Origin of the sequence: Amycolatopsis sp. lyj-109, from assembly GCF_046548995.1 — a bacterium.
Classification (GTDB): Bacteria; Actinomycetota; Actinomycetes; order Mycobacteriales; family Pseudonocardiaceae; genus Amycolatopsis.
On record NZ_JAJPWR010000011.1, the window covers coordinates 75,078 to 97,871 of the forward strand.

Annotated in this window: 23 protein-coding genes; 12 read left to right on the forward strand and 11 right to left on the reverse strand. The window is 70.8% G+C overall.

The window, feature by feature from the left end:
* The first annotated feature begins 57 nt into the window (after positions 1-57).
* Both ACLJQF_RS24795 and ACLJQF_RS24800 read left to right on the forward strand, forming a co-directional pair.
* Positions 58-1,695 (forward strand): PucR family transcriptional regulator, encoded by a 1,638-nt coding sequence (locus tag ACLJQF_RS24795; protein ID WP_410611992.1) that lies wholly within the window; start codon positions 58-60, stop codon positions 1,693-1,695.
* 58 nt (positions 1,696-1,753) lie between these two features.
* The gene (locus ACLJQF_RS24800) at positions 1,754-2,086 is read left to right on the forward strand and encodes an SSI family serine proteinase inhibitor (RefSeq protein ID WP_410611994.1); all 333 of its coding nucleotides are present in this window, start codon (positions 1,754-1,756) and stop codon (positions 2,084-2,086) included.
* Between the two features lie 104 nt (positions 2,087-2,190).
* On the opposite strand, the gene ACLJQF_RS24805 is transcribed toward ACLJQF_RS24800, so the two are convergent.
* The 3 genes from ACLJQF_RS24805 to ACLJQF_RS24815 form a co-directional block, all read right to left on the reverse strand.
* Positions 2,191-3,702 (reverse strand): DUF4153 domain-containing protein, encoded by a 1,512-nt coding sequence (locus ACLJQF_RS24805; RefSeq protein ID WP_410612250.1) that lies wholly within the window; start codon positions 3,700-3,702, stop codon positions 2,191-2,193.
* 231 nt (positions 3,703-3,933) lie between these two features.
* On the reverse strand, positions 3,934-4,926 hold the full coding sequence (locus tag ACLJQF_RS24810) for an ATP-binding protein (protein ID WP_410611995.1): 993 nt from the start codon (positions 4,924-4,926) through the stop codon (positions 3,934-3,936).
* Positions 4,923-5,621: a response regulator transcription factor gene (locus ACLJQF_RS24815; RefSeq protein ID WP_410611996.1), complete on the reverse strand. Its 699-nt coding sequence runs from the start codon at positions 5,619-5,621 to the stop codon at positions 4,923-4,925. The genes ACLJQF_RS24810 and ACLJQF_RS24815 overlap by 4 nt, the downstream gene beginning before the upstream one ends.
* A gap of 213 nt (positions 5,622-5,834) precedes the next feature.
* Between ACLJQF_RS24815 and ACLJQF_RS24820 the strand changes: the two genes are divergently transcribed.
* The 5 genes from ACLJQF_RS24820 to ACLJQF_RS24840 all read left to right on the forward strand — a co-directional run bounded on the left by ACLJQF_RS24820 (position 5,835) and on the right by ACLJQF_RS24840 (position 12,077).
* Positions 5,835-7,388 carry an NCS1 family nucleobase:cation symporter-1 gene (locus ACLJQF_RS24820; RefSeq protein ID WP_410611997.1) on the forward strand — a complete coding sequence of 518 codons (1,554 nt, stop codon included), beginning with the start codon at positions 5,835-5,837 and terminating at the stop codon, positions 7,386-7,388.
* A 10-nt stretch (positions 7,389-7,398) separates the two neighbouring features.
* Positions 7,399-8,181, forward strand: coding sequence for a nitrilase-related carbon-nitrogen hydrolase (locus ACLJQF_RS24825; RefSeq protein WP_410612251.1), 783 nt, complete (start codon positions 7,399-7,401; stop codon positions 8,179-8,181).
* Complete coding sequence (gene hydA / locus ACLJQF_RS24830) at positions 8,181-9,563, forward strand: dihydropyrimidinase (RefSeq protein ID WP_410611998.1); 1,383 nt, start codon at positions 8,181-8,183, stop codon at positions 9,561-9,563. Before ACLJQF_RS24825 ends, hydA begins: the two co-directional genes overlap by 1 nt.
* 7 nt (positions 9,564-9,570) lie before the next feature.
* Complete coding sequence (locus ACLJQF_RS24835; protein WP_410612000.1) at positions 9,571-10,569, forward strand: TIGR03842 family LLM class F420-dependent oxidoreductase; 999 nt, start codon at positions 9,571-9,573, stop codon at positions 10,567-10,569.
* Between the two features lie 71 nt (positions 10,570-10,640).
* Positions 10,641-12,077 (forward strand): alpha/beta hydrolase, encoded by a 1,437-nt coding sequence (locus ACLJQF_RS24840; protein WP_410612001.1) that lies wholly within the window; start codon positions 10,641-10,643, stop codon positions 12,075-12,077.
* 48 nt (positions 12,078-12,125) lie between these two features.
* Here the strand turns inward: ACLJQF_RS24840 and ACLJQF_RS24845 are convergent, their stop codons facing one another.
* From ACLJQF_RS24845 to ACLJQF_RS24865, 5 genes are all read right to left on the reverse strand, one after another.
* Positions 12,126-13,346 carry a styrene monooxygenase/indole monooxygenase family protein gene (locus ACLJQF_RS24845; RefSeq protein ID WP_410612002.1) on the reverse strand — a complete coding sequence of 407 codons (1,221 nt, stop codon included), beginning with the start codon at positions 13,344-13,346 and terminating at the stop codon, positions 12,126-12,128.
* A 111-nt stretch (positions 13,347-13,457) separates the two neighbouring features.
* Positions 13,458-14,687, reverse strand: coding sequence for a serine hydrolase domain-containing protein (locus ACLJQF_RS24850; protein ID WP_410612003.1), 1,230 nt, complete (start codon positions 14,685-14,687; stop codon positions 13,458-13,460).
* Between the two features lie 129 nt (positions 14,688-14,816).
* On the reverse strand, positions 14,817-15,629 hold the full coding sequence (locus tag ACLJQF_RS24855; protein ID WP_410612004.1) for a siderophore-interacting protein: 813 nt from the start codon (positions 15,627-15,629) through the stop codon (positions 14,817-14,819).
* A 63-nt stretch (positions 15,630-15,692) separates the two neighbouring features.
* The gene (locus tag ACLJQF_RS24860; protein WP_410612005.1) at positions 15,693-16,025 is read right to left on the reverse strand and encodes a hypothetical protein; all 333 of its coding nucleotides are present in this window, start codon (positions 16,023-16,025) and stop codon (positions 15,693-15,695) included.
* A complete protein-coding gene (locus ACLJQF_RS24865; protein WP_410612006.1) occupies positions 16,022-16,435 on the reverse strand; it encodes an SgcJ/EcaC family oxidoreductase in 414 nt (137 codons plus the stop codon). Before ACLJQF_RS24865 ends, ACLJQF_RS24860 begins: the two co-directional genes overlap by 4 nt.
* Positions 16,436-16,515: 80 nt before the next feature.
* Between ACLJQF_RS24865 and ACLJQF_RS24870 the strand changes: the two genes are divergently transcribed.
* Complete coding sequence (locus ACLJQF_RS24870; protein WP_410612007.1) at positions 16,516-17,217, forward strand: TetR/AcrR family transcriptional regulator; 702 nt, start codon at positions 16,516-16,518, stop codon at positions 17,215-17,217.
* Here ACLJQF_RS24870 and ACLJQF_RS24875 read toward each other — a convergent pair.
* The 3 genes from ACLJQF_RS24875 to ACLJQF_RS24885 form a co-directional block, all read right to left on the reverse strand.
* Complete coding sequence (locus ACLJQF_RS24875) at positions 17,214-18,134, reverse strand: NADP-dependent oxidoreductase (protein ID WP_410612008.1); 921 nt, start codon at positions 18,132-18,134, stop codon at positions 17,214-17,216. The genes ACLJQF_RS24870 and ACLJQF_RS24875 overlap by 4 nt on opposite strands.
* A gap of 67 nt (positions 18,135-18,201) precedes the next feature.
* Positions 18,202-19,434: a radical SAM family heme chaperone HemW gene (gene hemW, locus ACLJQF_RS24880; RefSeq protein ID WP_410612010.1), complete on the reverse strand. Its 1,233-nt coding sequence runs from the start codon at positions 19,432-19,434 to the stop codon at positions 18,202-18,204.
* Between the two features lie 46 nt (positions 19,435-19,480).
* A complete protein-coding gene (locus ACLJQF_RS24885) occupies positions 19,481-19,900 on the reverse strand; it encodes a VOC family protein (RefSeq protein WP_410612011.1) in 420 nt (139 codons plus the stop codon).
* Between the two features lie 123 nt (positions 19,901-20,023).
* Between ACLJQF_RS24885 and ACLJQF_RS24890 the strand changes: the two genes are divergently transcribed.
* From ACLJQF_RS24890 to ACLJQF_RS24905, 4 genes are all read left to right on the forward strand, one after another.
* On the forward strand, positions 20,024-20,158 hold the full coding sequence (locus ACLJQF_RS24890) for a putative leader peptide (protein WP_410612012.1): 135 nt from the start codon (positions 20,024-20,026) through the stop codon (positions 20,156-20,158).
* Positions 20,159-20,255: 97 nt separating this feature from the next.
* Entirely contained in the window at positions 20,256-21,944 is a 1,689-nt protein-coding gene (locus tag ACLJQF_RS24895; RefSeq protein ID WP_410612014.1) for a nitrite/sulfite reductase, read from the forward strand.
* Complete coding sequence (locus tag ACLJQF_RS24900; protein ID WP_086848546.1) at positions 21,941-22,096, forward strand: Insertion element protein; 156 nt, start codon at positions 21,941-21,943, stop codon at positions 22,094-22,096. Before ACLJQF_RS24895 ends, ACLJQF_RS24900 begins: the two co-directional genes overlap by 4 nt.
* A complete protein-coding gene (locus tag ACLJQF_RS24905) occupies positions 22,093-22,788 on the forward strand; it encodes a phosphoadenylyl-sulfate reductase (RefSeq protein ID WP_410612016.1) in 696 nt (231 codons plus the stop codon). The genes ACLJQF_RS24900 and ACLJQF_RS24905 overlap by 4 nt, the downstream gene beginning before the upstream one ends.
* The last annotated feature ends 6 nt before the right edge of the window (positions 22,789-22,794 follow it).

Consider the following 22,794-nt stretch of genomic DNA (forward strand, 5'->3'; position numbering starts at 1 on the left):
GACTCGCCGCCGCGGCCGTACAGTCTGTTCCTTCCGCTGATCACACGCCGAGGAGCCATGTACCCGACCGTCGCCGAGGTCCTCGCGCTGCCGGTGCTGCGCCAGGGCCGGCCGCACGTCGTCGCCGGCGCCGCCGGGCTGGACGCGCCGGTGCGCTGGGCGCACGTCGCCGAGGTCGCCGACATCGCCCACCTGCTGCGCGGCGGCGAGCTGGTGCTGACCACCGGGGTCGCGCTGCCCGACGACGGCCCGGCGCTGGCCCGGTACGTCGCCGACCTGGCCGGGGTCGGCGCGGCCGGCGTCGTGGTCGAGCTGGTCCGGCACTGGAGCGACAAACTGCCCGCCGCGCTGGTCGGCGCGGCCGACGAGCACGGCCTGCCGTTGGTCACCCTTTCGCGGGAAACGCGGTTCGTGAGCATCACCGAAGCGGTGAACGGCCAGATCGTCGACGCCCAGGTCGCCGAGCTGCGCGCCGCCGAGCGCGTGCACGAGACGTTCACCGCGCTGACGGTGGCGGGCGCCGAACCCGGCGTCGTCCTGGGCGAGGTCGCCCGGCTCACCGAGCAGCCGGTGGTGCTCGAGACGCTCTCCCACGAGGTACTCGCCTACGACGCGGCGGGCACCGACCCGGCCGAACTGCTCCCCGGCTGGCCGGCCCGGTCGCGGGTGGTCCAGGTCGGCGAGCGGACCGGCTACCACCCCGGATCGGGCTGGCTGGTGACCGTGGTCGGCGCGCGCGGGCACGACTGGGGACGGCTGATCCTCGTCTGCGCCGACCAGCCGCCGCACCGGCACCGGGTGGTCGCCGAGCGGGCCGCGTCCGCGCTGGCCGTGCACCGGCTGGTCGCCAAGGATTCCGACGGTCTCGAACGCCAGGCCCACCGCGCGGTGCTCGCCGAGCTGCTCGCCTCGCCCGCGCCGACGGCGGAGCTGCTGGCCCGCGCCTCGGCGCTGGCCGTGCCGCTGCCCGGACGGCAGCTGGTCGGGCTGGCGGTCCGGCCGCGGCTGACCGGGACGGCCCGGCCCTCGCTGTCGACGCCGCCGGTGCTGCGCGAGCTGGCCGAGGCGACGGTGCTGGCGGCCCGCCGCGCGAAGGTGTCGGCGCTGGTGGCGACGGACGACCTCGGCGTGCGGGCCCTGCTCGCGCTGTCCCCGGAGGCGAACGCCGACGCCGTGCTGCACCGGCTCGCCACCGACGTCCGCGAGGCCCGCGGCAGCGCGCCGGGCGTGCTCGCGGTCGGCACCACGGTGTCGTCCCCCGCCGAAGCCCGCCGGACGCTGCTGGAAGCGAGCCAGGTCGCGGCGGCGGCGCTGGGCACCGGCGCGGACCGGGTGGTGCACCGGCTGTCGGACGTCCGCCTGCGCGGCCTGCTGCACCTGCTTTCCGGCGACGACCGCGTGACGGCGTTCGCGACGCGGGAGCTCGGCCCGCTGCTGCAGCGCGACGCGGCGTCGGGCAGCCGGCTCGTCCAGGCGCTGCGGCACTACTGCGAGCAGGGCGGCAACAAGTCGGCGGCGGCCGCGGCGGCCCACACGTCCCGGACGGCCTACTACCAGCAGCTCGCCCGGATCGAGCAGGTCCTCGGCGTCCGGCTGGAGGACCCGGAGTCGATGTTGTCGCTGTATGTCGCCCTGCTGGCGTGGGACCTCACCCGGACGAGCGAAGAAGACTCACCCGGACGTGCAGCACAGTGATCGACTCCGGACGGCCGATGACACCGATATGGCCCTCCTCCCCTTCGCAGCCTGTCTGATGAGCCTCGGCTGTCTGGCGCCGGCGCAACCCCCGGCCTCGACGCTGCAGCTGACCACCCACGACACCGCCGGCCGGATCGGCTCGGTGGTGCTGACGTGCGACCCGGTCGGCGGCACGCACCCCAAGCGCGACAAGGCGTGCGCGGTGCTGTCGGGCGCCGGCGGTGACTTTTCCCGGATCACCGCGCGGCACCAGGCGTGCACGCTGATCTACGCCCCGGTGGAAGTCACGGCGATCGGTACCTGGCGCGGCAAGCCGGTGTCGTTCCGCACGACGTACGCGAACCGCTGCGAGGCCGATCGCGATTCGGACGAGGTTTTCGCGTTCTGACGCCCCGTTGCGGCATTCGAACGCGCGGAAGCCGCCGGGCCGCCCCCACGACGGCCCGGTGACTTCCGCGTAACTCTTAACCACGCGCTGCCCACCGGTCCGGTTCAGCGGCAGGGGGTGACCGGGCCGAAAGTCACGTCGCGGGCCGCCGAACGGCTGACGTTCCACGCCGGCCAGCCGTCTTCCCGGTCGTCGCGGAGGACCTGCCGCAGCACGCAGCTGCGCAGCGGTTCCGCCAGCCGGGCCGACACGGCCGGGACCACGTCGGCCGAGAACCCGGCCAGGTAGCGGTCGTCCAGGGACTTGCCGGCCGCCGCGCGGTCGAGGTTCGCGTCGGCGATGAGGCGTTCCGGATCGAGGACGGCGAGGACCAGCAGCGCCGCGGCGGCCGTGCCGATCGCCGCGCGGGGAAGCCACGCCGGACGCAGCCGGACCAGTGCCACCAGGACCAGCACGAACACCGCACCGAACCAGAGTTCGCAGACCTCGACCAGCAGCCGCAGCACGGTGAAGCCGTACGCCTGCTGGTACGTCCACATGCGACTCAACGCCGAGCCGACGAGCACCAGGCTCAGCGCGCTGAGCGTCCCGAGCAGGACGCGCTGCCGGAGCCGGTCGCCCTTCGTCGCGTCCGGTGCCCACCGCAGCGCCGCGGCGACGATGGCCAGCGTCAGCACGGTGACGGCGCACAGCTGCCAGAAGCCGCCACGGGCGTACTCCGCCGACGTCAGGCCGCCGGTGCGCAGGACGTACTCGGTGCCGCCGAACAGCACGACCAGCCGCACCCCGACGAAGAGGCCGAACACCAGGACGAGGGCACCGAGCGGGACCGTCCACTCCAGACCGTATTTGGTCCGGTGTGGACGGTCGGCCGACGCGCGCGGCGCCGGCGCGGCCAGGAAGTAGCAGCTCCCGGCCGCGACCAAAGTGACGACGGCGAAGACGGAGCACCACCGCACGAGCGTCGCGACGCCGAGATCGGGCATGACGGCGTTGATGACGGCGGCGAAGGCGGCATCGGCACTGGCCAGCAGCGGCACGAAGACCCCGACGAGCGCGGCGGCGGCCAGCACGGCCAGCGCGATCCGCCGGGCCACCCCGTCACGGCGGGCGGTGAAGCGCCCGGCCCCGCGCCCGACCCACGGAATGGCCCGGAACGCCTCGATCGGGACGGCGAGCATGTCGTAGAGAACCGAGTGAACGGTCCGCTGCCGGACAATGGCCAACGACCCGGCAACGACGGCGGCGATCACGCAGAGGACGAACAGCCATCCCGACGCCCGCACGGTTCCCACGGCGAGCAGCGCGAGCGCGAGTGCGGCCCAGGCGGCGCTACGCCAGGTCGGAGCGCCTTCCGTGCCTTCAGTGCCTTCAGTGCCTTCACGCGAACGCCGGTCGGCCACCACGACGGCGACGACGACGGCCAGCCCGGAGAGCAGCCACCCGATCCCGGGCCGGTCGACGGGCAGCAGCAGCGCCCCGGCGACCCCGGCCAGCCCCGACGCGGGCAGAACCGCGGGCGGCAGCGGGACGACAACGTACTTCGGCGGTGGCATCGGCCGAAGAAGAACGGGCGGGGCCGCAACGGCGACCCCGCCGCCCGGGGCAGCGGGCATCCCGGCGGTCGCTTCCGGGCCGCGGACCGCCTCGGCCTCCTGCGTGGTCACCCGCGACGCGACCGATCGCTTACCCCGGGGCACACCGGAACCGACATGAGCTTTGGGCATTTCGCCCCTCCTCGAGTTCTCGTGTTCACGTTTGCAAATAGCGACGCCCAAGGTCTTGAATGACTCATTCAGGACCTCCCACGACCTGAATGAGTCATTCAAGACGCCGGAGCCGCGGGGCTAAGCCGGCAGCGTCACCCGGATCCGGCTTCCCGTCCCCGGCGACGGATCCACCACCCCGATCGTCCCGCCGTGCAGCTCCACCGCCCACCGGGCGATCGCCAGCCCCAGCCCCGTGCCCCCGCCCGACGGCCGCTCGCCGCGGGTGAACCGCTCGAACACCCGCTCCCGGTCCACCGCTGCGACGCCCGGGCCCTCGTCACACACGTCGATGCGCACCTCACCCGGCCGCACCTGCGCCTCCACCCGGACCTGGCCGCCGGCCGGGCCGTGCCGGGCCGCGTTCTCCAGCAGGTTCGCCACCACCTGGAACAGCCGCCCGCGGTCCGCCGTCACCACCGCCCCCTCCGGGGACACCGACACCTCGAACGTCACCCCGCGGCCCGCGAACTTCGCCTCCCCGACCACTTCCGACAGCAGCGACCACAGCGAAAACGACGTCTCGTGCAGCGCGATCGCCCCCGCGTCCAGCCGCGACAGGTCCAGCAACTCCTCGACCAGGGTCGTCAGGCGCTCGGTCTGCTGCAACGCCGTCTTCAGCGTCCCCGGATCGGGTTGCTCGACGCCGTCGACGAGGTTTTCCAGCACGCCGTTCAACGCCGTGATCGGCGTCCGCAGCTCGTGGGACACGTTCGCGATCAGCTCCCGGCGCTGCCGGTCGGCGTCGCCGAGGTCCCCCGCCATCTGGTTGAACGCCTGCGCCAGCACCCCGACTTCGTCACGCGTGGTGGCCCGGATCCGCCGGGTGTAGTCGCCCTTGGCCATCGCCCGCGCCGCCGCCGTCATCTCGCGCAGCGGGCGCGTCATCCCGTGGGCCAGCAGCTGCGACAACACCAGCGCGAGCAGGATCGCACCCGCCGTTGTCTTCGGCGGCAGCCAGCCGATCTGCCAGTTGAAGAACCCGAACGCGATCCCGCCGGAGGCGACCATCAGGATCGCCAGCTTCAGCTTGATCGACCGGATCCGGTCCAGCGGTCTCGGCACGAGGTTCACGATCCCGCCTCCAACGCATAACCGACGCCGTGCACGGTCCGGATCAGATCCGCGCCGAGCTTCCGCCGCAGCGCCTTGATGTGGCTGTCCACCGCCCGCGTCCCCGCGGACGTGCCGTGGACGTCCCAGTCCCACACCTCCGACAGCAGCCGTTCCCGCGGCTGCACCGCCCGCGGCCGCCGCGCGAAGTGCACCAGCAGGTCGAACTCGATCGGCGTCAGCTGCGCCGCGACCCCGGCCCGGGCAACCCGCCGCTGGTCGACGTCGATCTCGAGGTCGCCCAGCACGATCCGCGTGCCCGCCGCCGACGACGAGCGGTCCACCCGCCGCAGCAGTGCGTGCACCCGCGCGGTCAGCACTCGCATCGAGAACGGCTTCGTGAGGTAGTCGTCGGCGCCGACGCCGAGCCCGACCAGCATGTCCGTCTCGTCGGCGCGCGCGGTCAGCATCAGCACCGGCACCGGGCGGCGGCCCTGGATCCGGCGGCAGACCTCCAGGCCGTCGAACCCCGGCAGCATCACGTCGAGCACCACCAGGTCCGGCTCGGAAGCCGCCTCGGCCTCGACGGCCGCCGGTCCGTCGTGGACGACGTCCACCCCGAACCCCTCGGCTCGCAGCCGGGCCGCGATCGACGCGGCGATCGTGACGTCGTCCTCGACGACCAGCACCCGCCGTCCACCCAGTTCCATGCCCATGACCCTAAGCACCCCCGGTGGAGACGATTCGTGTGAAGTGTGAAGATCCTGTGGAGACGTTTCAGCCTCTTTGCCGGTTCGTGACGGCCGGATGTGTGACTCAGGTCATGCACTCCGGGACCCTTCGCGCAATCGACAGACTGCACTCCTGATCAGCGAAGAGTGAACAGACTGCCGTTGCAACGGCGATGACCAGGCGCGCAGGATTCCGCAATGGCGCCGACACCCGCAGACCAGCGCGTGCACGACGACGGCCGGGTCGAGCTCGACCCCGTCGCCGCCGGGTCTCTCGAAGGCAGCCGGTTCTTCAACGAAGAACTGGCCCCCGTCCCCGTTGCGAAACGGACCTGGACCACCTACAACTACTTCGCGCTCTGGATGGGGATGGCGCACAACATCCCCAGCTACGCCCTGGCCGCGTCGCTCATCGCGCTCGGCATGAACTGGGTGCAGGCGCTGCTCACCATCACGATCGGCAACCTGGTCGTGCTCGCGCCGATGCTGCTCAACAGCCACGCCGGCACCAAGTACGGCATCCCGTTCCCGGTGTTCGCCCGGGCGTTCTACGGCCTGCGCGGCGCCAACCTGGCCGCCCTGCTGCGCGCGTTCATCGCGTGCGGCTGGTTCGGCATCCAGACCTGGGTCGGCGGCGAGGCCATCTACGTCATCCTCGGGCGGCTGCTCGGCTCGTGGTGGCGTGACTCCGCGGTCGTCGCGGGGCAGCACTGGACGCTGTGGCTGTCCTTCGTGGTCTTCTGGATCGGCCAGATGCTCATCATCTGGCGCGGCATGGACGCGGTCCGCCGGTTCGAGAACTGGACGGCGCCGCTGGTGTCCGTCGGCTTCCTGATCATGCTCGGGTACGTCATGGTCAAGGCGGGCGGGCTCGGCCCGATCCTGTCCGACGGCGGCAAGCTGGGCTGGGGCCCGGACTTCTGGAAGGTGTTCGCGCCGGCCCTGATGGCGATGATCGCGTTCTGGTCGACGCTGTCGCTCAACATGCCGGACTTCACCCGCTTCGGCGGCAGCCAGCGCAAGCAGGTCCGCGGCCAGATCCTCGGCCTGCCGACGACGATGACGTTCATCGCGATCGTGGCCATCCTGACCACGTCGGGCGGGCACGTGCTCTACGGCGAGGACATCTGGGACCCGGCGAAACTGGCCGACAAGTTCGACAGCCCGGTCGTGGTCGTCGTCGCACTGGTCGCGCTGGTGCTGGCGACGATCTCGGCGAACCTCGCGGCCAACGTCGTCAGCCCGTCCTACGACTTCTCGAACGCGTTCCCGAAGAAGATCACCTTCGCCGTCGGCGGCGGGATCACCGGCGTCATCGGCGTCCTCATCCAGCCGTGGCGGCTGTACTCCGACCCGAACATCTACATCTTCGCCTGGCTCGGCTTCTACGGCGGCCTGCTCGGCGCGGTCGCCGGGGTGCTCGTCGCCGGCTACTGGTTCATCAACCGCACGGAGCTCCGGCTGAAGGACCTCTATACCCCCGATGGGGTGTATTGGTTCAGCGGCGGCTGGAACTGGCGCGCGCTGGTCGCGACGCTGGTGGGAGCGCTGCTGGCGGTCGGCGGGGCCTATGGCGGGCCGTTCCCCGCGGACGGTTTGATCCCGTTCCTCAAGCCGCTTTACGACTACAACTGGGTGGTCGGCCTGGTCGGCGCATTCGTCGTCTTCGCCGTCCTCTCCAGGTCCACAACCAAGGAGGAAGCAAGTGAGCGTGGTTCGAGCCGGCCTGATCCAGCAGCGGTGGACGGGTGACAAGGAGTCCATGATCAAGGCGGCGGTCGACCACATCGGCACCGCCGCTTCCCAGGGCGCCCAGGTCGTCTGCCTCCAGGAGCTGTTCTACGGGCCGTACTTCTGCCAGGTGCAGGACGCCGACTACTACTCCTACACCGAGGCCATCCCGGACGGGCCCACCACGAAGCTCATGCAGGAGGTGGCCGAGCGCCACGGCGTGGTGCTGATCGTGCCGATGTACGAGGTCGAGCAGCCCGGCGTCTACTACAACACGGCCGCGGTGATCGACGCCGACGGCACCTACCTCGGCAAGTACCGCAAGAACCACATCCCGCAGGTCCAGGGGTTCTGGGAGAAGTTCTACTTCCGGCCCGGCAACCTCGGCTACCCGGTGTTCGACACCGCCGTGGGCCGCATCGGCGTCTACATCTGCTACGAGCGGCACTTCCCGGAGGGCTGGCGCGCGCTCGGCCTGGCCGGGGCGAAGATCGTGTTCAACCCGTCGGCGACCAGCCGCAGCCTGTCGCAGTACCTGTGGAAGCTGGAACAGCCCGCGGCCGCGGTGGCGAACGAGTACTTCGTCGGCGCGATCAACCGGGTGGGCGTGGAACCGCTGGGCGACAACGACTTCTACGGCCAGACGTACTTCGTCGACCCCAAGGGCCAGCTCGTCGGCGACGCCGCGTCCGACACCGACGACGAGGTCGTGGTGCGCGACCTCGACCTGGGCCTGCTCGACGACGTCCGGAACCAGTGGGCGTTCTACCGCGACCGCCGCCCGGACACCTACGGCCCCCTCGCGGAGGCCTGATGACCACGCTCATCCAGGGCGGTCAGGTCGTCTCGCCGTCGGGCGCTTTTTCCGCGGATGTCCTCGTCGACGGCGAGACCATCGCCGCCGTCGGGGCGCCCGGCACGCTGACCGGCGACGAGACGATCGACGCCACCGGCAAGTACGTGCTGCCCGGCGGCATCGACGCTCACACGCACATGGAGATGCCGTTCGGCGGCACGCACTCCGTCGACACGTTCTCGACCGGCACCACGGCGGCCGCGTGGGGCGGCACGACCACGATCATCGACTTCGCCGTGCAGGCCAAGGGCACGTCGCTGCTGTCCACACTGGACAAGTGGCACGCCAAGGCGGACGGCAACTGCGCGATCGACTACGGCTTCCACATGATCGTCTCCGACGTCAACGACCAGTCGCTGAAGGAGATGGAAGCCTGCATCGACGGCGGCGTCGGCAGCTTCAAGATGTTCATGGCCTACCCGGGGGTGTTCTACTCCACGGACGGGGAAATCCTGCTGGCGATGCAGAAGGCGCGCGAAATCGGCGCTACGATCATGATGCACGCGGAGAACGGCATCGCGATCGACCAGCTGGCGGCACAGGCGTTCGAAGCGGGCAAGGTGGACCCAGTGCAGCACGGCCTGACCCGGCCGCCCGAGTTGGAAGGAGAGGCGACCTCACGAGCGATCCAGCTCGCCAAGGTGACCGGTTCGCCGCTCTACATCGTGCACCTGTCGGCGTCGCAAGCGCTTGCGGCGGTCGCGGAAGCGCGTAACGAGGGGCAGAACGTCTTCGCCGAGACGTGCCCGCAGTACCTGTACCTGTCCATCGAGGACTTGGCGAAGCCGGACTTCGAGGGCGCGAAGTACGTGGCTTCGCCGCCGCTGCGGGAGAAGTCGCACCAGGCCGACCTGTGGCGCGGGCTGCGGACCAACGACCTGTCCGTGGTGTCCACCGACCACTGCCCGTTCTGCTTCAAGGACCAGAAGGAAATGGGCCGAGGCGACTTCCGGGCCATCCCGAACGGGATGCCGGGCGTCGAGCACCGGATGGACCTGCTGCACCAGGGCGTCGTCGCCGGTCAGCTGACGCTCGGCCGGTGGGTGGAGACGTGCTCGGCGACGCCGGCGCGGATGTTCGGGCTGTACCCGCGCAAGGGCGTCATCGCCGCGGGTTCGGACGCGGACATCGTGATCTACGACCCTTCGGCGACGCAGACGCTGTCGGCCTCGACGCACCACATGAACGTCGATTACTCGGCGTACGAGGGGTTCGAGCTCACCGGCCGGGTGCACACGGTGCTTTCGCGTGGGCGCGTGGTCGTTTCACCTGACGGGTTCACGGGGTCGACGTCGCACGGCAAGTTCCTGTCCCGCTCGCTGAACCAGTACCTGAACTGAGGTAGTGATGGACTTCGGGATCGTGCTGCAGACCGACCCGCCCGCGCGGGAGGTCGTGCGGCTCATGAAGGACGCCGAGGACGCCGGGTTCCGCTACGGCTGGACGTTCGACTCGTGCGTGCTGTGGCAGGAGCCGTTCGTTATCTACTCGGCGATCCTCGCGGCGACGTCGTCGATGGTCGTGGGCCCGATGGTGACCAGTCCCGGAACGCGGGACTGGTCGGTGATGGCGTCGACGTTCGCCACGCTCAACGACATGTACGGCAACCGGACGGTCTGCGGCATCGGCCGCGGCGACTCGGCGCACCGGGTGGTCGGCAAACCGCCGTCCACGTTGGCCACCGTCCGCGACTGCATGAGCGTGGTCAAGGACCTGGCCGAGGGCCGCGCGGTGACCATGAACGAGAAGACCGTGCAGATCCCGTGGATCTCCAACGGGCAGCTCGAGATGTGGATGGCCGGCTACGGGCCCAAGGCGCTGCAGACAGTCGGCGAGCACGCCGACGGCTTCATCCTGCAGTGCGCGGACCCGGCGATCGCCCGCTGGACGATCGGCGCGGTCCGCGACGCGGCCCGCGCGGCCGGGCGAGACCCGGCTGGCATCACGATCTGCGTCGCGGCCCCGGCGTACGTCGGCGACGACCTGGCGCACCAGCGCGAACAGCTGCGCTGGTTCGGCGGGATGGTCGGCAACCACGTCGCGGACCTGGTGGCGCGGTACGGCTCGGCAGGGGCGGTGCCGCGGGAGCTGACGGACTACATCCGCGAGCGGGAAGGGTACGACTACAGCCACCACGGCAAGGCGGGCAACCCGTCGACGGAGTTCGTCCCGGACGAGATCGTCGACCGGTTCTGCCTGCTGGGGCCGCCTGCCGCCCACGTCGAACGGCTGCAGGAGCTGGCCGAGCTGGGCGTGGACCAGTTCTCCCTGTACCTCATGCACGACGACCGCGAGGCGACGCTGGCGTCCTACGGGTCGCAGATCATCCCGAAGCTCACCGCGTAGGGCCCGCCCTACCCCGGTTCCGGGGGCGCGCACCAGCGCGCCCCCGGTCCCGGTGCCGGGACGATCGGCAGATGAACTTTCGTGTTGCGCTGGCCCTGGGAACGGCCACGCTCGCGGTGGGCGCCCTCGCGCCCGCGGCCGCGGCGAGCCCCACCGGAATCGGCTGGGAAGCCTCCTGTGCCGCCGGTTACGAATGCGGCCACCTCGACGTCCCACTGTCCTATCAGGACCCGGCAGCGGGTACCGTCCGCATCGCCGTCGGTCGCTTGCCCGCCACCGACCAGGCCCGCAAGCTGGGCACGATCTTCTACAACCCGGGCGGCCCGGGCTCGTCCGGCCGGTTCGCGCCGGCGTTGACACCCGCCTTGCACGCCCGCTTCGACATCGTCGGCTTCGACCCGCGCGGCGTCGGCGCGAGCGCGAAGATCCACTGCTTCACCGACCCTTCGCAGCTCGAAGTGCTGCAACGCGCGCTCGGCACGTTCCCGCTGACCCGCGCGGCCGAGCGGCAGCAGATCGCCGACACCCGCACGGTCACCGACCTCTGCGAGCAGAACGCCGGCCCGCTGGCAAACCACCTGTCAACCGGGACGATCGCCCGCGACCTGGACCGGCTGCGCGCGGCGTTCGGCGAGCCGAAGCTGCGGTACTACGGCAAATCGTACGGAACGTACCTCGGCGAAACGTACGCGAACCTGTTCCCCGCCCGAGTCGGCTCGCTGGCCTTCGACGCGGTCGACGACCCGGTGCGCTGGTCGACCGGCTCCGCCCCGATGAGCTACCGCCTGCAGGGCTTCGCCGATGCCCCGCGAGCTCTGAAATCCTTTGTGGACGCTTGCGGTACGCGCTGCACGTTCGACTACGACAAGATCCTCGACCAGCTCGAACGCGGCCCGATCACGGTGACCGACACGACCGGGCGGCAGATCGTCGTCACCTACCAGAGCGCCATCGCCCGGATCCACAACCACCTGACCGACGCCCGGTCCGCGCCCGAGCTGGCGGCGTTCCTCCAGGCCCTGGCCGACCCGGCGTCTCCCGCACCGGCCTCGCCGGGCGGCCCACCCGACATCGACTCCATGCTGGGCGGCGGCGCCACCCTGTGCTCGGACGCGGCGAACCCGCACGATCCCGCGGTCTGGTGGGACTTCGCCCGGCGAGCCGACCAGGTGGGCCGCGGTTTCGGGCCGTTCGACGTCTACAAGACGCTGCCGTGCGCGACCTGGGACGTCACGGACACGGGCCGCTACGCCGGGCCGTGGAACCACCCGACGGCACCGATTCTCCTGATCGCCAACCGCCAGGGCGACCTGGAGACGCCGTACGCCGGGGCGCAGCGGACGGAACGGTTGCTGGCCAACGCACGCCTGCTGAGCCTGGACACGTACGGCCACGGTTCCCGCGGCAAGAGCGCGTGCATCGACGCGTGGCTGGACCGCTACTTCGGTACGGGCACGGTGCCTGCCCCGGGCACGGTCTGCGCGCCGGATCGCCGCCCGTTCGGCTGAGCGTCAGGGCGTCGCCGGGCCGTGTGGCCTTCGCTCAAGGGCCGGAAGTCACCGAAGGCCCGTGGCACGGAGGTACTGCATCGCCGCCTCGGGATCGCCCAGCCAGCCTTCGTAATCGGCCGGGTTCTCGAAGAGGTGCGCGAACCGGTGCGCCACCTCGGGCACGTGCTGGGCAGTGTCCAAAGTGGCCAGCACGTGCTCCGGTGGCGGGGCGAGGAGGTCGTTGTTGAACCGCGTCGCGGGCCGGGCGTGCTGCCAGTACCGGGCAAAGGCGTCGTGCATGAACTCTTCGTCGAACGGCCGGTCACCGCGCTCGACGATGGCTTCCTGGTAGGCCCGCGCCGCCCGGGCGGCCATGTTGGCACCCTGGCCGCCGATGGGATCGTTGGTCACCGCGGTATCGCCCATCGCGAGCACCTTCCGACCGGACGGCAGGGTCCCGACCGGCCGCCGCACAACCGGCGTGATCCGGCCGTGCAGCAGGTCGGCCGAAGCCACCGGACGCGCTTCATCGAGCAGCGCGGCCTGCCACGGGTAGTGGGCGCGCAGCAGCTTCCGGGCGGTCTCGTAGTGCTGCTCGACGTCGGCCACGCCGTCCCAGACGTCCATCGGGCCACCGGGCACGCCGAAGAAGCCGAGGCCGTGCACGGACCCGTGCACGGAGAGAACGGGCAGCAGGAAGAACTCGCCGACGTGCGACATCCCGAAGGTCAGCCCGGGAACGGCATCGATTTTCCCGGCCACGTAGAAGATCCCGATGGCCCGCTGCGGCTCCCGATAGGTCGACCGCTCATCGTCACGCGGGAAGAGCGAGTCGAACTGCGGCCCCCGCCCGGCGGCGACGACGAGCAGCTCGAACTCCCGAGCGCACTCATCCAGCTCATCCGGCCCGACACGCCGGATCCGCAGCTCGCCCCCGAGCCGGTCGAACTCCCCCATCCAGTCCGACACCTTGACGCGTTGATCGACGGATTGAGCGGGCCGATCGAGCCCCACCCGCCAGGCAATCGCCGGCTCGGCCCCCTCCCCGGCGGCCGCGAAGGCAACTTCACGGACGGGCGGGGCATCGGCGTCCCAGAAGTTGATGCCGAGCTCGCGTTCGCGCTCGAGGGCCGGGGCGAACAGGCACTGGTTGGAGATCAGCCGCCCGGCGCGCACGTCCTGCGCGGAACGCTCGGCGAACACCGTGACGTCGTAGCCCAGTTGCCGCAGTCCGATGCCGAGCACCAATCCCGCTTGCCCCGCACCGACGATCCCGATCCGCCGCATGGCCGCCCCCATCCCCCGGAAACCCTGTGCCTCCAACGTACTGGGTATCAGGCGAAAATCCCTGCCCGATCGGGCCGGCATCGTCAGGGGAGGCAGACGAGACGGTGCTGCTCAGTCCACCAGCGCCTGGTAAACCAGTTGCCGTAGCTGGGGTCGGAGCCGGTAGGTGCTGGACGGCAGCAGTTGCGTGTAGAACCCGACCGTCAGGTCCTCGTCCGGGTCCACCCAGAATGCCGTCGACGCCGCTCCGCCCCAGGCGAACTCCCCGGCCGAGGACAGCGTGCGGGCCTTCACCGGGTCCTCGAGGACGGAAAAGCCGAGCCCGAAACCGTGGCCGTCGAAGGGCATTTCCGCGAACAGCGGGCGGCCGAATGCCTCCAGGTCCACGCGGCCCGGCAGGTGGTTGCTCGCCATCAGCGCCACCGTTCGCGGGGACAGCAACCGGACGCCGTCCAGGGTGCCGCCGCGGAGGAGCATTTCCGTGAAACGCCAGTAGTCCGGTGCCGTGGACACCAGGCCGCCGCCGCCGGAGAGGCAGGTCGGGCGGGCCGTGCCCAGCCGGCCGAATGCGTCGTTGCGGATCGCGCGTCCCGATGAGGGGTCGCGGACGTACATGGCCGCCAGGCGCTCGGGCGACGGAGCCACGAAACCCGTGTCCGTCATGCCCAGCGGTGTGAAGATCCGCGACGCGAAGAACTCGTCCAGCGGAAGACCCGACACCACTTCGACGAGCCGGCCGAGTACGTCCGTCGCCACCGAGTAGTTCCACTCCGTGCCCGGCTGGAACAGCAGCGGCAGCGAAGCCCATTGCCGGGAGCAAGCGGCCAGGTCAAGCCCCGGCGGTGTGCCCCATTCGAAGCCCGCCGCGCGGTAGATCGCGTCGACCGGGTGACCGTGGTGGAAGCCGTACGTCAGGCCCGCCGTGTGCGTCAGCAGGTGCCACACCCGGATCGGCGAAGTGGCGGGCTCGGTCAGCGGCGCCAGAGCCGATCCCTTGACGTACACCTGCGGCGACGCGAACTCCGGCAACCAGCGCGCGATCGGGTCGTCCAGTTCCAGCAGGCCCTCTTCGGCGAGCATCATCGCCGCGACCGAGGTGATCGGCTTCGTCATCGAGAAGATCCGCCACAGCGTGTCCGTCTCGACGGGCAGCGAAGCTTCGACGTCCCGGGCTCCGCCGCGGCCCAGGTGGACGATCCGGCCGTGCCTGCTCACCACCGCGAGCCAGCCCGGCAACCGTCCGTCCTCGACATACCGGTCGAAATGCGCGTCGATCCGGGACAGCCGTGCCGCGTCGAAGCCGGCCTCCGCCGGGTCGACCTCCACCTCGAAATCCGCCATGCGGCGAGGCTACTGTGCCGATGAGTACCACTGTGCCGATGAGTACCAAGCCGACCACAGCCACGGCCGAATGACTTGGTGGCAACGGTTACGTGTCGCGTGGGGGTCGGCCTGCTTTTGGCCGGCTTGTCACTTCTCCCGCGCCCGCTCGGCCGCCTTCTCCTCGCGCCACGCTTCGTCGTTCTTGCCGTGGCGCCAGTACCCCGAGATCGAGAGCAGGTCGCGCCGCACTCCGCGCTCGTCGAGCAGGTACCGGCGCAGCTCGCGCACGAACCCCGCCTCGCCGTGGACGAACGCCTGGACGACGCCCTCGCGCCACGGCAGCTCCCGCACCGCGGCCGCGACATCGCCGCCGGACGACCGGTGCAGCCAGGTGATCTGCGCGTCCGCCTTCGTGACCAGCGGCTGGACCTCGTCCTCGTTCTCGACCAGGATCACCGCGTGCACCGGAACCCCGGCGGGCAGCGCTTCGAGCGACGCCGCGATGGCCGGCAGGGCGCTTTCGTCGCCGGCCAGCAGGTGCCAGTCCGCTTCGGTGCCGGGCGCGTACGCACCGCCCGGACCCAGCACCAGCAGCTCGTCGCCCGGCTGGGCCGAGGCCGCCCACGGACCCGCGATGCCCTCGTCGCCGTGGTGGACGAAGTCGAGGACGAGCTCGCCGGCCTGCGGGTCGAACGCGCGAACGGTGTAGGAGCGCTGGCGCGGCCAGTGCTCGCGTGGCATCGTCGCCCGGCACTCCTGGACGTCGAACGGCTCCGAGTACTCGACGCCGGGCACCTTGAACAGCACCTTCACGTAGGCGTCGGTGAACTCGTTCGGCGTGAACTCCGCGATCCCCTCGCCGCCCGCGACGATCCGGATCATGTGCGGGGTCAGCCGCTCGGTCCGCAGCACCCGCAGCCGCGCCGCGGGACGCCCGGACCGCCGGGGTGCTTCAGCCATCGGCCACTCCAACCATCGCTAAGGCTTACCTAAGTCAGCCTACGCGCCGAAATCGGCACGCGGCTACTCAGGTGTACCCAGTTCCGCGAGCAACCTCCCGAACCCGGCGGCCACCTCCCCTCGAAAGCCGATGAAGAACCGGTTCGCCAACGGCACACCCCACCGCCCTCGTGATGCCGCGTTGACCACCCGGTGCTCGACACGCGCCCCCGCCGGATCGGGGGTGACGCGGTACTCCCCGCGGTACCACCACCCGCCCTGCACCGCGACGAAGCCCTGCTCCCGGTCGACCTCCATCCGCATCGGGTGGCCACCACCCAGCTTCCGCCGCAGCCGTTCGAACACCTCCGCGGGTGGCCGCGCGACCACCCCCGACGCCTCCGCAAGCGTTTTCACCCGCGCGGATCCGAAACCCGCGTGTTCTGGAACGCCGTGATCAGCCATTCGCCCCCTTCCCGGACGAGCACGAAGGACACGGTCGACTCGCGCCCTTCGTCGGCGACCTCGGCTCCGGCCAGCGACGAGCCACCGCCGACGAGGACCACGGCGACGTCCGGCCGGACGAACCGCACCTTCGCCGCACCACCCAGCGAACCGGTGAGCTTCGACCCCCGCAACGGCCCTTCGAACAGGGCCCGGTGCGAGCTCTCGATCACCTCCCGACCCGGGAAGTTCAGCCCGAAGTACGTCACGTAGTCCGCGTCTTCGGTGAAGAGCCGCCCGTACGCGGCGGCATCGCCGGAGTTCCACGCCTCCGTGAGCCGGCCGAGCACTCCACGAACTTCGGTTTCAGCAGTCGTCGTCATCAGATCCCCCTTCGAACGTTGTTCGTCCTACGAACACCGTTCTACTCTCGAACGACGTTCGCGTCAAGTACAGTGTTCGAGTGACCGTTCCCCCGCCGCCGTGGCGCAGCGCTCCCCGCCGCCGCGCCGCGAAACCCGTCCTCTCCCAGGCCTCGATCGTGCGAGCGGCCTTGATCGTCCTGGACGACGAGGGGTTCGACGCGGTCACCATGCGGCGGATCGCCCAGGAACTGGAGACCGGGCCCGCGTCGCTCTACGCGCACGTCTCGAACAAGGACGAACTGGCGGAGCTGATGCTCGACGCCGTGCTCGCCGACGTGGCGGTCCCCGAGCCGGACCCGGCGCGCTGGGACGAGCAGGTCAAGGATCTCGTCCGCGACCAGATCCGGGTGATGGCCGCGCACCGCGGCATCGCGCGCATCGCGTGGGACATCGCCGTGCCGGTCACGCCCAACTCCCTGAAGCAGGGCGAAGGGATGCTCGCCCTGCTTCGCGCGGGCGGCCTGACCCTCAAGCAGGCGGCCTTCGCGGGCGACGCCCTTTCGCTCTACGCCAAGGCGTACGCCTACGAAGCGAGCAGCTGGACCTGGGGCGACATCGACCAGGCCGACGCCGGCGAACGGGGCAAGCAGATGGTGGCGTACATGCGGTCACTGCCCGCCGAGTCGTTCCCCAACATGCTGCACGTCGGCGAGTTCTTCTCCGCGGAGACGGCGGCGGAACGCCTCGAGTTCGCGCTCGAGGCGTTCCTCGCCGGGCTGAAGGTGCTGGCGAAGAACTAGGGCCGCAGCACGATCTTGCCGCGCGTGTGCCGCTGCTCCAGCTCGCGGTAGGCGTCCCGCACCTCGTCCAGCGGGTACACGCGGGCGATCGGCAGGGTCAGCAAGCCCTTGTCCAGCAGCAGGCCCAGCTCGCGCAGCACGTCGGCCGACGCCGCGGCCGCGTTGCCGTCGGTCTTCACGTTGTACCTCTCGGCCGCCGCGAAGTCGATGACCGTGTCGATCCGACCGGGGTGGATCCCCAGGTGCAGAGCCAGTTCCACGTACCCGGCGCCGAACGTGTCGACGAACGCGTGCACGCCGGAAGGCGCGGCTTCGCGAATCCGCTCGAGCACACCCTCGCCATAGGAAACCGGGATGACGCCGAGTTCACGCAGCCACTCGTGGTTCGCCTCGCCGGCCAGGCCGATCACCGTGGCGCCGGCCAGCTTCGCCAGCTGCACCGCGAGCGAGCCCACACCGCCCGCCGCTCCCGAGACGACGACGGTCTCCCCTTCGCGCGGGCACACCGCGCCCACCGCGGCGTACGCGGTCGTGCCGGCGACGAACAGCGAGCCGGCGACCTCCCACGGCACCCCGTCGGGTCGCGGCGTGAGGTTCGCCGCCTCCGCGACGACGAACTCGGCGTGGCTCGACCGGGTGTCGACGAACCCGATCACCTCGTCGCCGACGGCGATCTCCTCGACGCCTTCGCCGAGCGAAGCGACTACCCCGGCGAAGTCGCTGCCCTGCCCCGAAGGGAAGGTCGCCGGGTAGCGTTCGTGCAGGAAACCCTGCCGGATGGCGGCCTCGCCCGGGTTGATCCCGGCGGCGCGCACCTCGACGAGCACCTGACCCGGCCCCGGGGCCGGCCGGGGGACGTCCTCGACCCGGAGGACCTCCACGTCGCCGTACTCGTCGAACCTGATCGCGCGCGCCATGAGGCCTCCTCGAAAGTCGTTGCTGAATACAAGCAACGACCGGCCCCTGCCATTTATGCCCGAAGGCTCAGCCGGCGAGGCGGCGGACCACCCCGTCGGCCAGCAGCCGTCCACGATCGGTGAGCACCGCGCGGCCCCGGGAGTCCAATGCGGACGGATCGAGCAGGCCCTCGGCCGCGGCCGCCCGCGCCTCGGCGAGGCCCGGCTCGTCGAGCACGTCGAGCGGCAGGCCCTCGGCGACGCGCAGCTCGAGCATGATCCGCTCGAGGTGCTGGTCGTCGTCGGTGAGCACCTCCCGCCCGCCCGCGGGCGAGTCACCGGCGTCGAGCAGCGCGGCATAGCGGGCCGGGTGCTTGACGTTCCACCAGCGCACGCCGCCGACGTGGCTGTGCGCCCCCGGACCGGCACCCCACCAGTCGTCGCCTCGCCAGTAACCGAGGTTGTGGCGGCAGCGGGCCGCGTCGGAAGCGGCCCAGTTCGACACCTCGTACCAGCGCAGTCCCGCCGAGGACAGCGTGGCGTCGATCATCTCGTAGTCCGCGGCGAGGACGTCGTCGTCCGGCGCGGGCAGCTCGCCCCGGCGGACGCGGCGGGCCAGCGCGGTGCCCTCCTCGACGATCAGCGCGTACGCCGAGACGTGGTCGACGCCGGCGGCCAGCACGGCGTCGAGCGTCGCGCGCAGGTCGTCGGCGCGCTCCCCCGGCGTGCCGTAGATCACGTCGAGGTTCACGTGCTCGAACCCGGCCGCGCGCGCTTCGGCGGCGGCCTTGCCCGGACGGCCCGGGGTGTGCACGCGGTCGAGGATCTTCAGCACGTGCGGCGCCGCCGACTGCATGCCCAGGGACACCCGCGTGTAGCCCGCTTCGCGGATCCCGGCGAAGAACTCCGGCGACGTCGACTCCGGGTTCGACTCCGTCGTGACCTCGGCCCCGGGCGCCAGCCCGAAGACGTCGCGGACGGCGTCGAGCACCGCACCCAGCCCGTCCGCGCCCAGCAGCGACGGCGTGCCGCCGCCGACGAACACGGTGTCGGCGGCGGGCGGGACGACGAGCACGCGCGCGGCGAGTTCCAGCTCGCGCCGCAGCCCTTCGAGCCAGGACTGCGGCGACGAACCGGTGTCGAGCTCACCTGCGGTGTAGGTGTTGAAGTCGCAGTACCCGCAGCGCGTGGCGCAGAACGGGACGTGCACGTACACCCCGAAGGCTCTGCTGCCGAGCCCCTTCAGCGCGCTTTCCGGCAACGCCGGATCGATCGAGGTGGCGGGGTCGGGACGCAGCACGGGCACGCTCGAATTGTCCACCCCGTCACGCCCGGTCGCCTCAAGGGGCCGATCGGGTTAACACCCGTTACGACGACGCCGGAAGGTTGGCGGCCGCCCAGTCCGGGTCGACCGGGATCATCTCGATGACGTCGAGCAGCACGCCGTTCGGGTCGGCGACATAGAAGTGCCGCTGCCCGTAGACCTCGTCGACCACCGGCGTCACCAGCTCGACACCGGCTTCTTCCAGCCGTTTCGCCTCGACCCGGGCGTCTTCGACGACGAGCCCGAACATCAGGCCCGCCGTCTCCTGCGCGCGGTAAGCCGGCGGCACCGACTCGTGTCCGCGCTGCACGAAGCTGATCTCGTAGCCGGGCGCGCCGGCGTTGACGCTGGCGAACCAGTCGAGCTCGACGGTGACCGGCAGGCCGATGACGTCCGCGTAGAAGCGGGTGGTCGCCGCGACGTCGTCGACCAGGTAACCCGCCCCGAAACCCTTGACCTGCATCCCAGCTCCCTCTCCCCAAAGCACTGTACTTGAAGTACTCTAGCTGTAGTGGTTTGGGGACGCAAGAGTGTGCGCACCAGGCGGTTGACACAATTTCCGCAGGTAAGTGACCCTTCTCCCACCATGCGGGCAGCGCTGGACCACATTGTGGACGCGTGGCACGCTGACGTCGTGACTCATGCCGGTGTTCTCCTCGTGGCCCGCCGCCACGTCGACCTCCTGCGGGTCGCCAGCGCCCTCTGCGTACCTGTTCGCTGACTGCCGTCGCCACCACGAATTCTGGACAGCCGGCGCCGGAGGACCCCGCGAGCCGGCGGGCCTCCGCCGCCACGAAAGCCTCTCGGAGGACGCCGCCATGGCCACGCCCCAGACCCCAGCCCGCCCCGCGCGAGCCAAGCAGAAGCGCGGCGAAGGGCAGTGGGCGCTCGGTTACCGCGAGCCGCTGAACCCGAACGAGCGGTCCAAGAAGGACGACCACCCGCTCAACGTGCGGGCGCGCATCGAAAACATCTACGCCCACCGCGGGTTCGACGCGATCGACCCGGGCGACCTGCGTGGCCGGTTCCGCTGGTTCGGCCTCTACACCCAGCGCAAGCCGGGGATCGACGGCGGCCGCACGGCGACGCTGGAGCCCGAAGAGCTCGACGACCGCTACTTCATGCTGCGGGTCCGGCTCGACGGCGGCGCGCTGACCACCGGGCAGCTCACCGTGCTCGGCGAGATCTCGCAGCAGTACGCGCGCGACACGGCCGATATCACCGACCGGCAGAACATCCAGTACCACTGGATCCGGATCGAAGACGTGCCGACGATCTGGGCCAAGCTCGAAAACGCCGGCATGACGACGATGGAGGCGTGCGGCGACAGCCCGCGCGTCATCCTCGGCTCGCCGGTCGCGGGCATCGCGGCGGCCGAGGTGATCGACGGCACCCCGGCGATCGACGAGATCAAGCGCCGCTACATCGGCAAGCCGGAGTTCGCCAACCTGCCGCGCAAGTTCAAGACCGCGATCTCCGGCCAGCCCGACGTCGCGCACGAGATCCACGACGTGGCCTTCGTCGGCGTCGACCACCCCGAACACGGGCCCGGCTTCGACGTCTGGGTCGGCGGCGGCCTGTCGACCAACCCGATGCTCGGGCAGCGCCTCGGCGCCTGGGTGCCGCTGGACGAGGTCCCCGACGTCTGGGAAGGCGTCATTTCGGTCTTCCGCGACTACGGCTACCGGCGGCTGCGCTCCCGGGCCCGGATCAAGTTCCTGGTCAAGGACTGGGGCGCGGCGAAGTTCCGGCAGGTGCTGCAGGACGAGTACCTCAAGCGCGAACTGCTCGACGGCCCGCCGCCGGTGGACCCGGCCGTCCCGATCGACCACGTCGGCGTGCACCCGCAGGTCGACGGCAAGTTCTACGTCGGCGCGGCGCCGATCGCCGGCCGGTCGTCCGGCGGCACCCTCGTCGCCGTCGCCCAGGCCGCCGAGCGGGCCGGCTCCGGCCGAGTGCGGCTCACCCCGCAGCAGAAGCTCGTCGTGCTCGACGTCCCCGAGGCCCGGGTCGCCACCCTCGCCGCCGAGCTGGCCGAGCTGGGCCTGGAAGCCAAGCCGTCGCCGTGGCGGCGCGGGGTGATGGCCTGCACCGGGCTGGAGTTCTGCAAGCTCGCCATCGTCGAGACGAAGGCCCGCGCGCAGCAGCTCGTCGCGGACCTCGAGAAGTCCCTCGCCGACATCCAGGACGGCCTCGAGACGCCGGTGACCGTGCACCTCAACGGCTGCCCCAACTCCTGCGCGCGGATCCAGACCGCGGACATCGGCCTCAAGGGCCAGATCGTCACCGACGCCGACGGCAACCAGGTCGAAGGCTTCCAGGTGCACCTCGGCGGCGGCCTCGGCCTCGACGCCGGGTTCGGCCGGAAGCTGCGCGGACACAAGGTGACGTCGGGCGAGCTGACCGGGTACGTCGAGCGGGTCGTGCGCAACTACGTCACCGGGCGCGAACCGGGCGAACGGTTCCCGCAGTGGGCCGCCCGCGCCGAGGAAAGCGCCCTGCAGTGACATCCGACGAGCGCGCAGCACCGTACTACTGCCCGTATTGCGGCGACGAGGATCTCCGGCCGGAAGAGAACGGCGGCTGGCTGTGTTCCAGCTGTCGCCGGGTTTTCTCGGTCAAGTTCCTCGGCCTGTCCCTTCCGGAGGTTTCCCGATGACAGCCACCGCCGACTACAAGACCCTCGCCGAGCGCGCGTCGAAGGAGCTCGCCGACGCCACCGCCGACGAAGCGATCCGCTGGACCGTCGAGACATTCGGCAACGACTTCATCGTCGCGTCCAACATGCAGGACGCCGTGCTGATCGACCTGGCCACCCAGGTGAAGTCCGATGTGGACGTGCTGTTCCTGCAGACCGGCTACCACTTCCCTGAAACGATCGGCACGCGTGACGCCGTGCAGACGGTCTACCCGGGCGTGAAGATCGTCAACGCCCAGGCCGAGCAGAGCGTCGCCGAGCAGGACGCGGAGTACGGTGAGAAGCTGCACGACCGCGACCCGACGCTGTGCTGCAACCTGCGCAAGGTCGTGCCACTGCGCAAGACCCTGGCGAACTACTCGGCGTGGATCACCGGCGTCCGCCGGGTCGACGCGCCGACCCGCGCGAACACCCCGATCGTCACCTGGGACGACCGCAACGGCCTGGTGAAGGTCAACCCGATCGCGGCGTGGACCGACGACGAGTTCAACGGCTACATCCGCGAGCACGGGATCCTCGAGAACCCGCTGGTGTCGATCGGCTACCTCTCGATCGGCTGCGCGCCCTGCACGGCCCGCGTGGCGCCGGGGCAGGACCCACGCAGCGGCCGGTGGGCGGGCCAGAGCAAGACCGAGTGCGGACTGCACGGCTGATGTCAG

Excerpts from the sequence above, each read along its gene's own strand:
- ACLJQF_RS24795 (WP_410611992.1), top strand. The coding sequence starts at position 58 with ATGTACCCGACCGTCGCCGAGGTCCTCGCGCTGCCGGTGCTGCGCCAG.
- ACLJQF_RS24800 (WP_410611994.1), top strand. The coding sequence starts at position 1,754 with ATGAGCCTCGGCTGTCTGGCGCCGGCGCAACCCCCGGCCTCGACGCTG.
- ACLJQF_RS24805 (WP_410612250.1), bottom strand. The coding sequence starts at position 3,702 with ATGCCCGCTGCCCCGGGCGGCGGGGTCGCCGTTGCGGCCCCGCCCGTT.
- ACLJQF_RS24815 (WP_410611996.1), bottom strand. The coding sequence starts at position 5,621 with ATGGGCATGGAACTGGGTGGACGGCGGGTGCTGGTCGTCGAGGACGAC.
- ACLJQF_RS24820 (WP_410611997.1), top strand. The coding sequence starts at position 5,835 with ATGGCGCCGACACCCGCAGACCAGCGCGTGCACGACGACGGCCGGGTC.
- ACLJQF_RS24825 (WP_410612251.1), top strand. The coding sequence starts at position 7,399 with ATGATCAAGGCGGCGGTCGACCACATCGGCACCGCCGCTTCCCAGGGC.
- hydA (WP_410611998.1), top strand. The coding sequence starts at position 8,181 with ATGACCACGCTCATCCAGGGCGGTCAGGTCGTCTCGCCGTCGGGCGCT.
- ACLJQF_RS24835 (WP_410612000.1), top strand. The coding sequence starts at position 9,571 with ATGGACTTCGGGATCGTGCTGCAGACCGACCCGCCCGCGCGGGAGGTC.
- ACLJQF_RS24840 (WP_410612001.1), top strand. The coding sequence starts at position 10,641 with ATGAACTTTCGTGTTGCGCTGGCCCTGGGAACGGCCACGCTCGCGGTG.
- ACLJQF_RS24845 (WP_410612002.1), bottom strand. The coding sequence starts at position 13,346 with ATGCGGCGGATCGGGATCGTCGGTGCGGGGCAAGCGGGATTGGTGCTC.
- ACLJQF_RS24850 (WP_410612003.1), bottom strand. The coding sequence starts at position 14,687 with ATGGCGGATTTCGAGGTGGAGGTCGACCCGGCGGAGGCCGGCTTCGAC.
- ACLJQF_RS24855 (WP_410612004.1), bottom strand. The coding sequence starts at position 15,629 with ATGGCTGAAGCACCCCGGCGGTCCGGGCGTCCCGCGGCGCGGCTGCGG.
- ACLJQF_RS24865 (WP_410612006.1), bottom strand. The coding sequence starts at position 16,435 with ATGACGACGACTGCTGAAACCGAAGTTCGTGGAGTGCTCGGCCGGCTC.
- ACLJQF_RS24875 (WP_410612008.1), bottom strand. The coding sequence starts at position 18,134 with ATGGCGCGCGCGATCAGGTTCGACGAGTACGGCGACGTGGAGGTCCTC.
- ACLJQF_RS24885 (WP_410612011.1), bottom strand. The coding sequence starts at position 19,900 with ATGCAGGTCAAGGGTTTCGGGGCGGGTTACCTGGTCGACGACGTCGCG.
- ACLJQF_RS24890 (WP_410612012.1), top strand. The coding sequence starts at position 20,024 with ATGCGGGCAGCGCTGGACCACATTGTGGACGCGTGGCACGCTGACGTC.
- ACLJQF_RS24895 (WP_410612014.1), top strand. The coding sequence starts at position 20,256 with ATGGCCACGCCCCAGACCCCAGCCCGCCCCGCGCGAGCCAAGCAGAAG.
- ACLJQF_RS24905 (WP_410612016.1), top strand. The coding sequence starts at position 22,093 with ATGACAGCCACCGCCGACTACAAGACCCTCGCCGAGCGCGCGTCGAAG.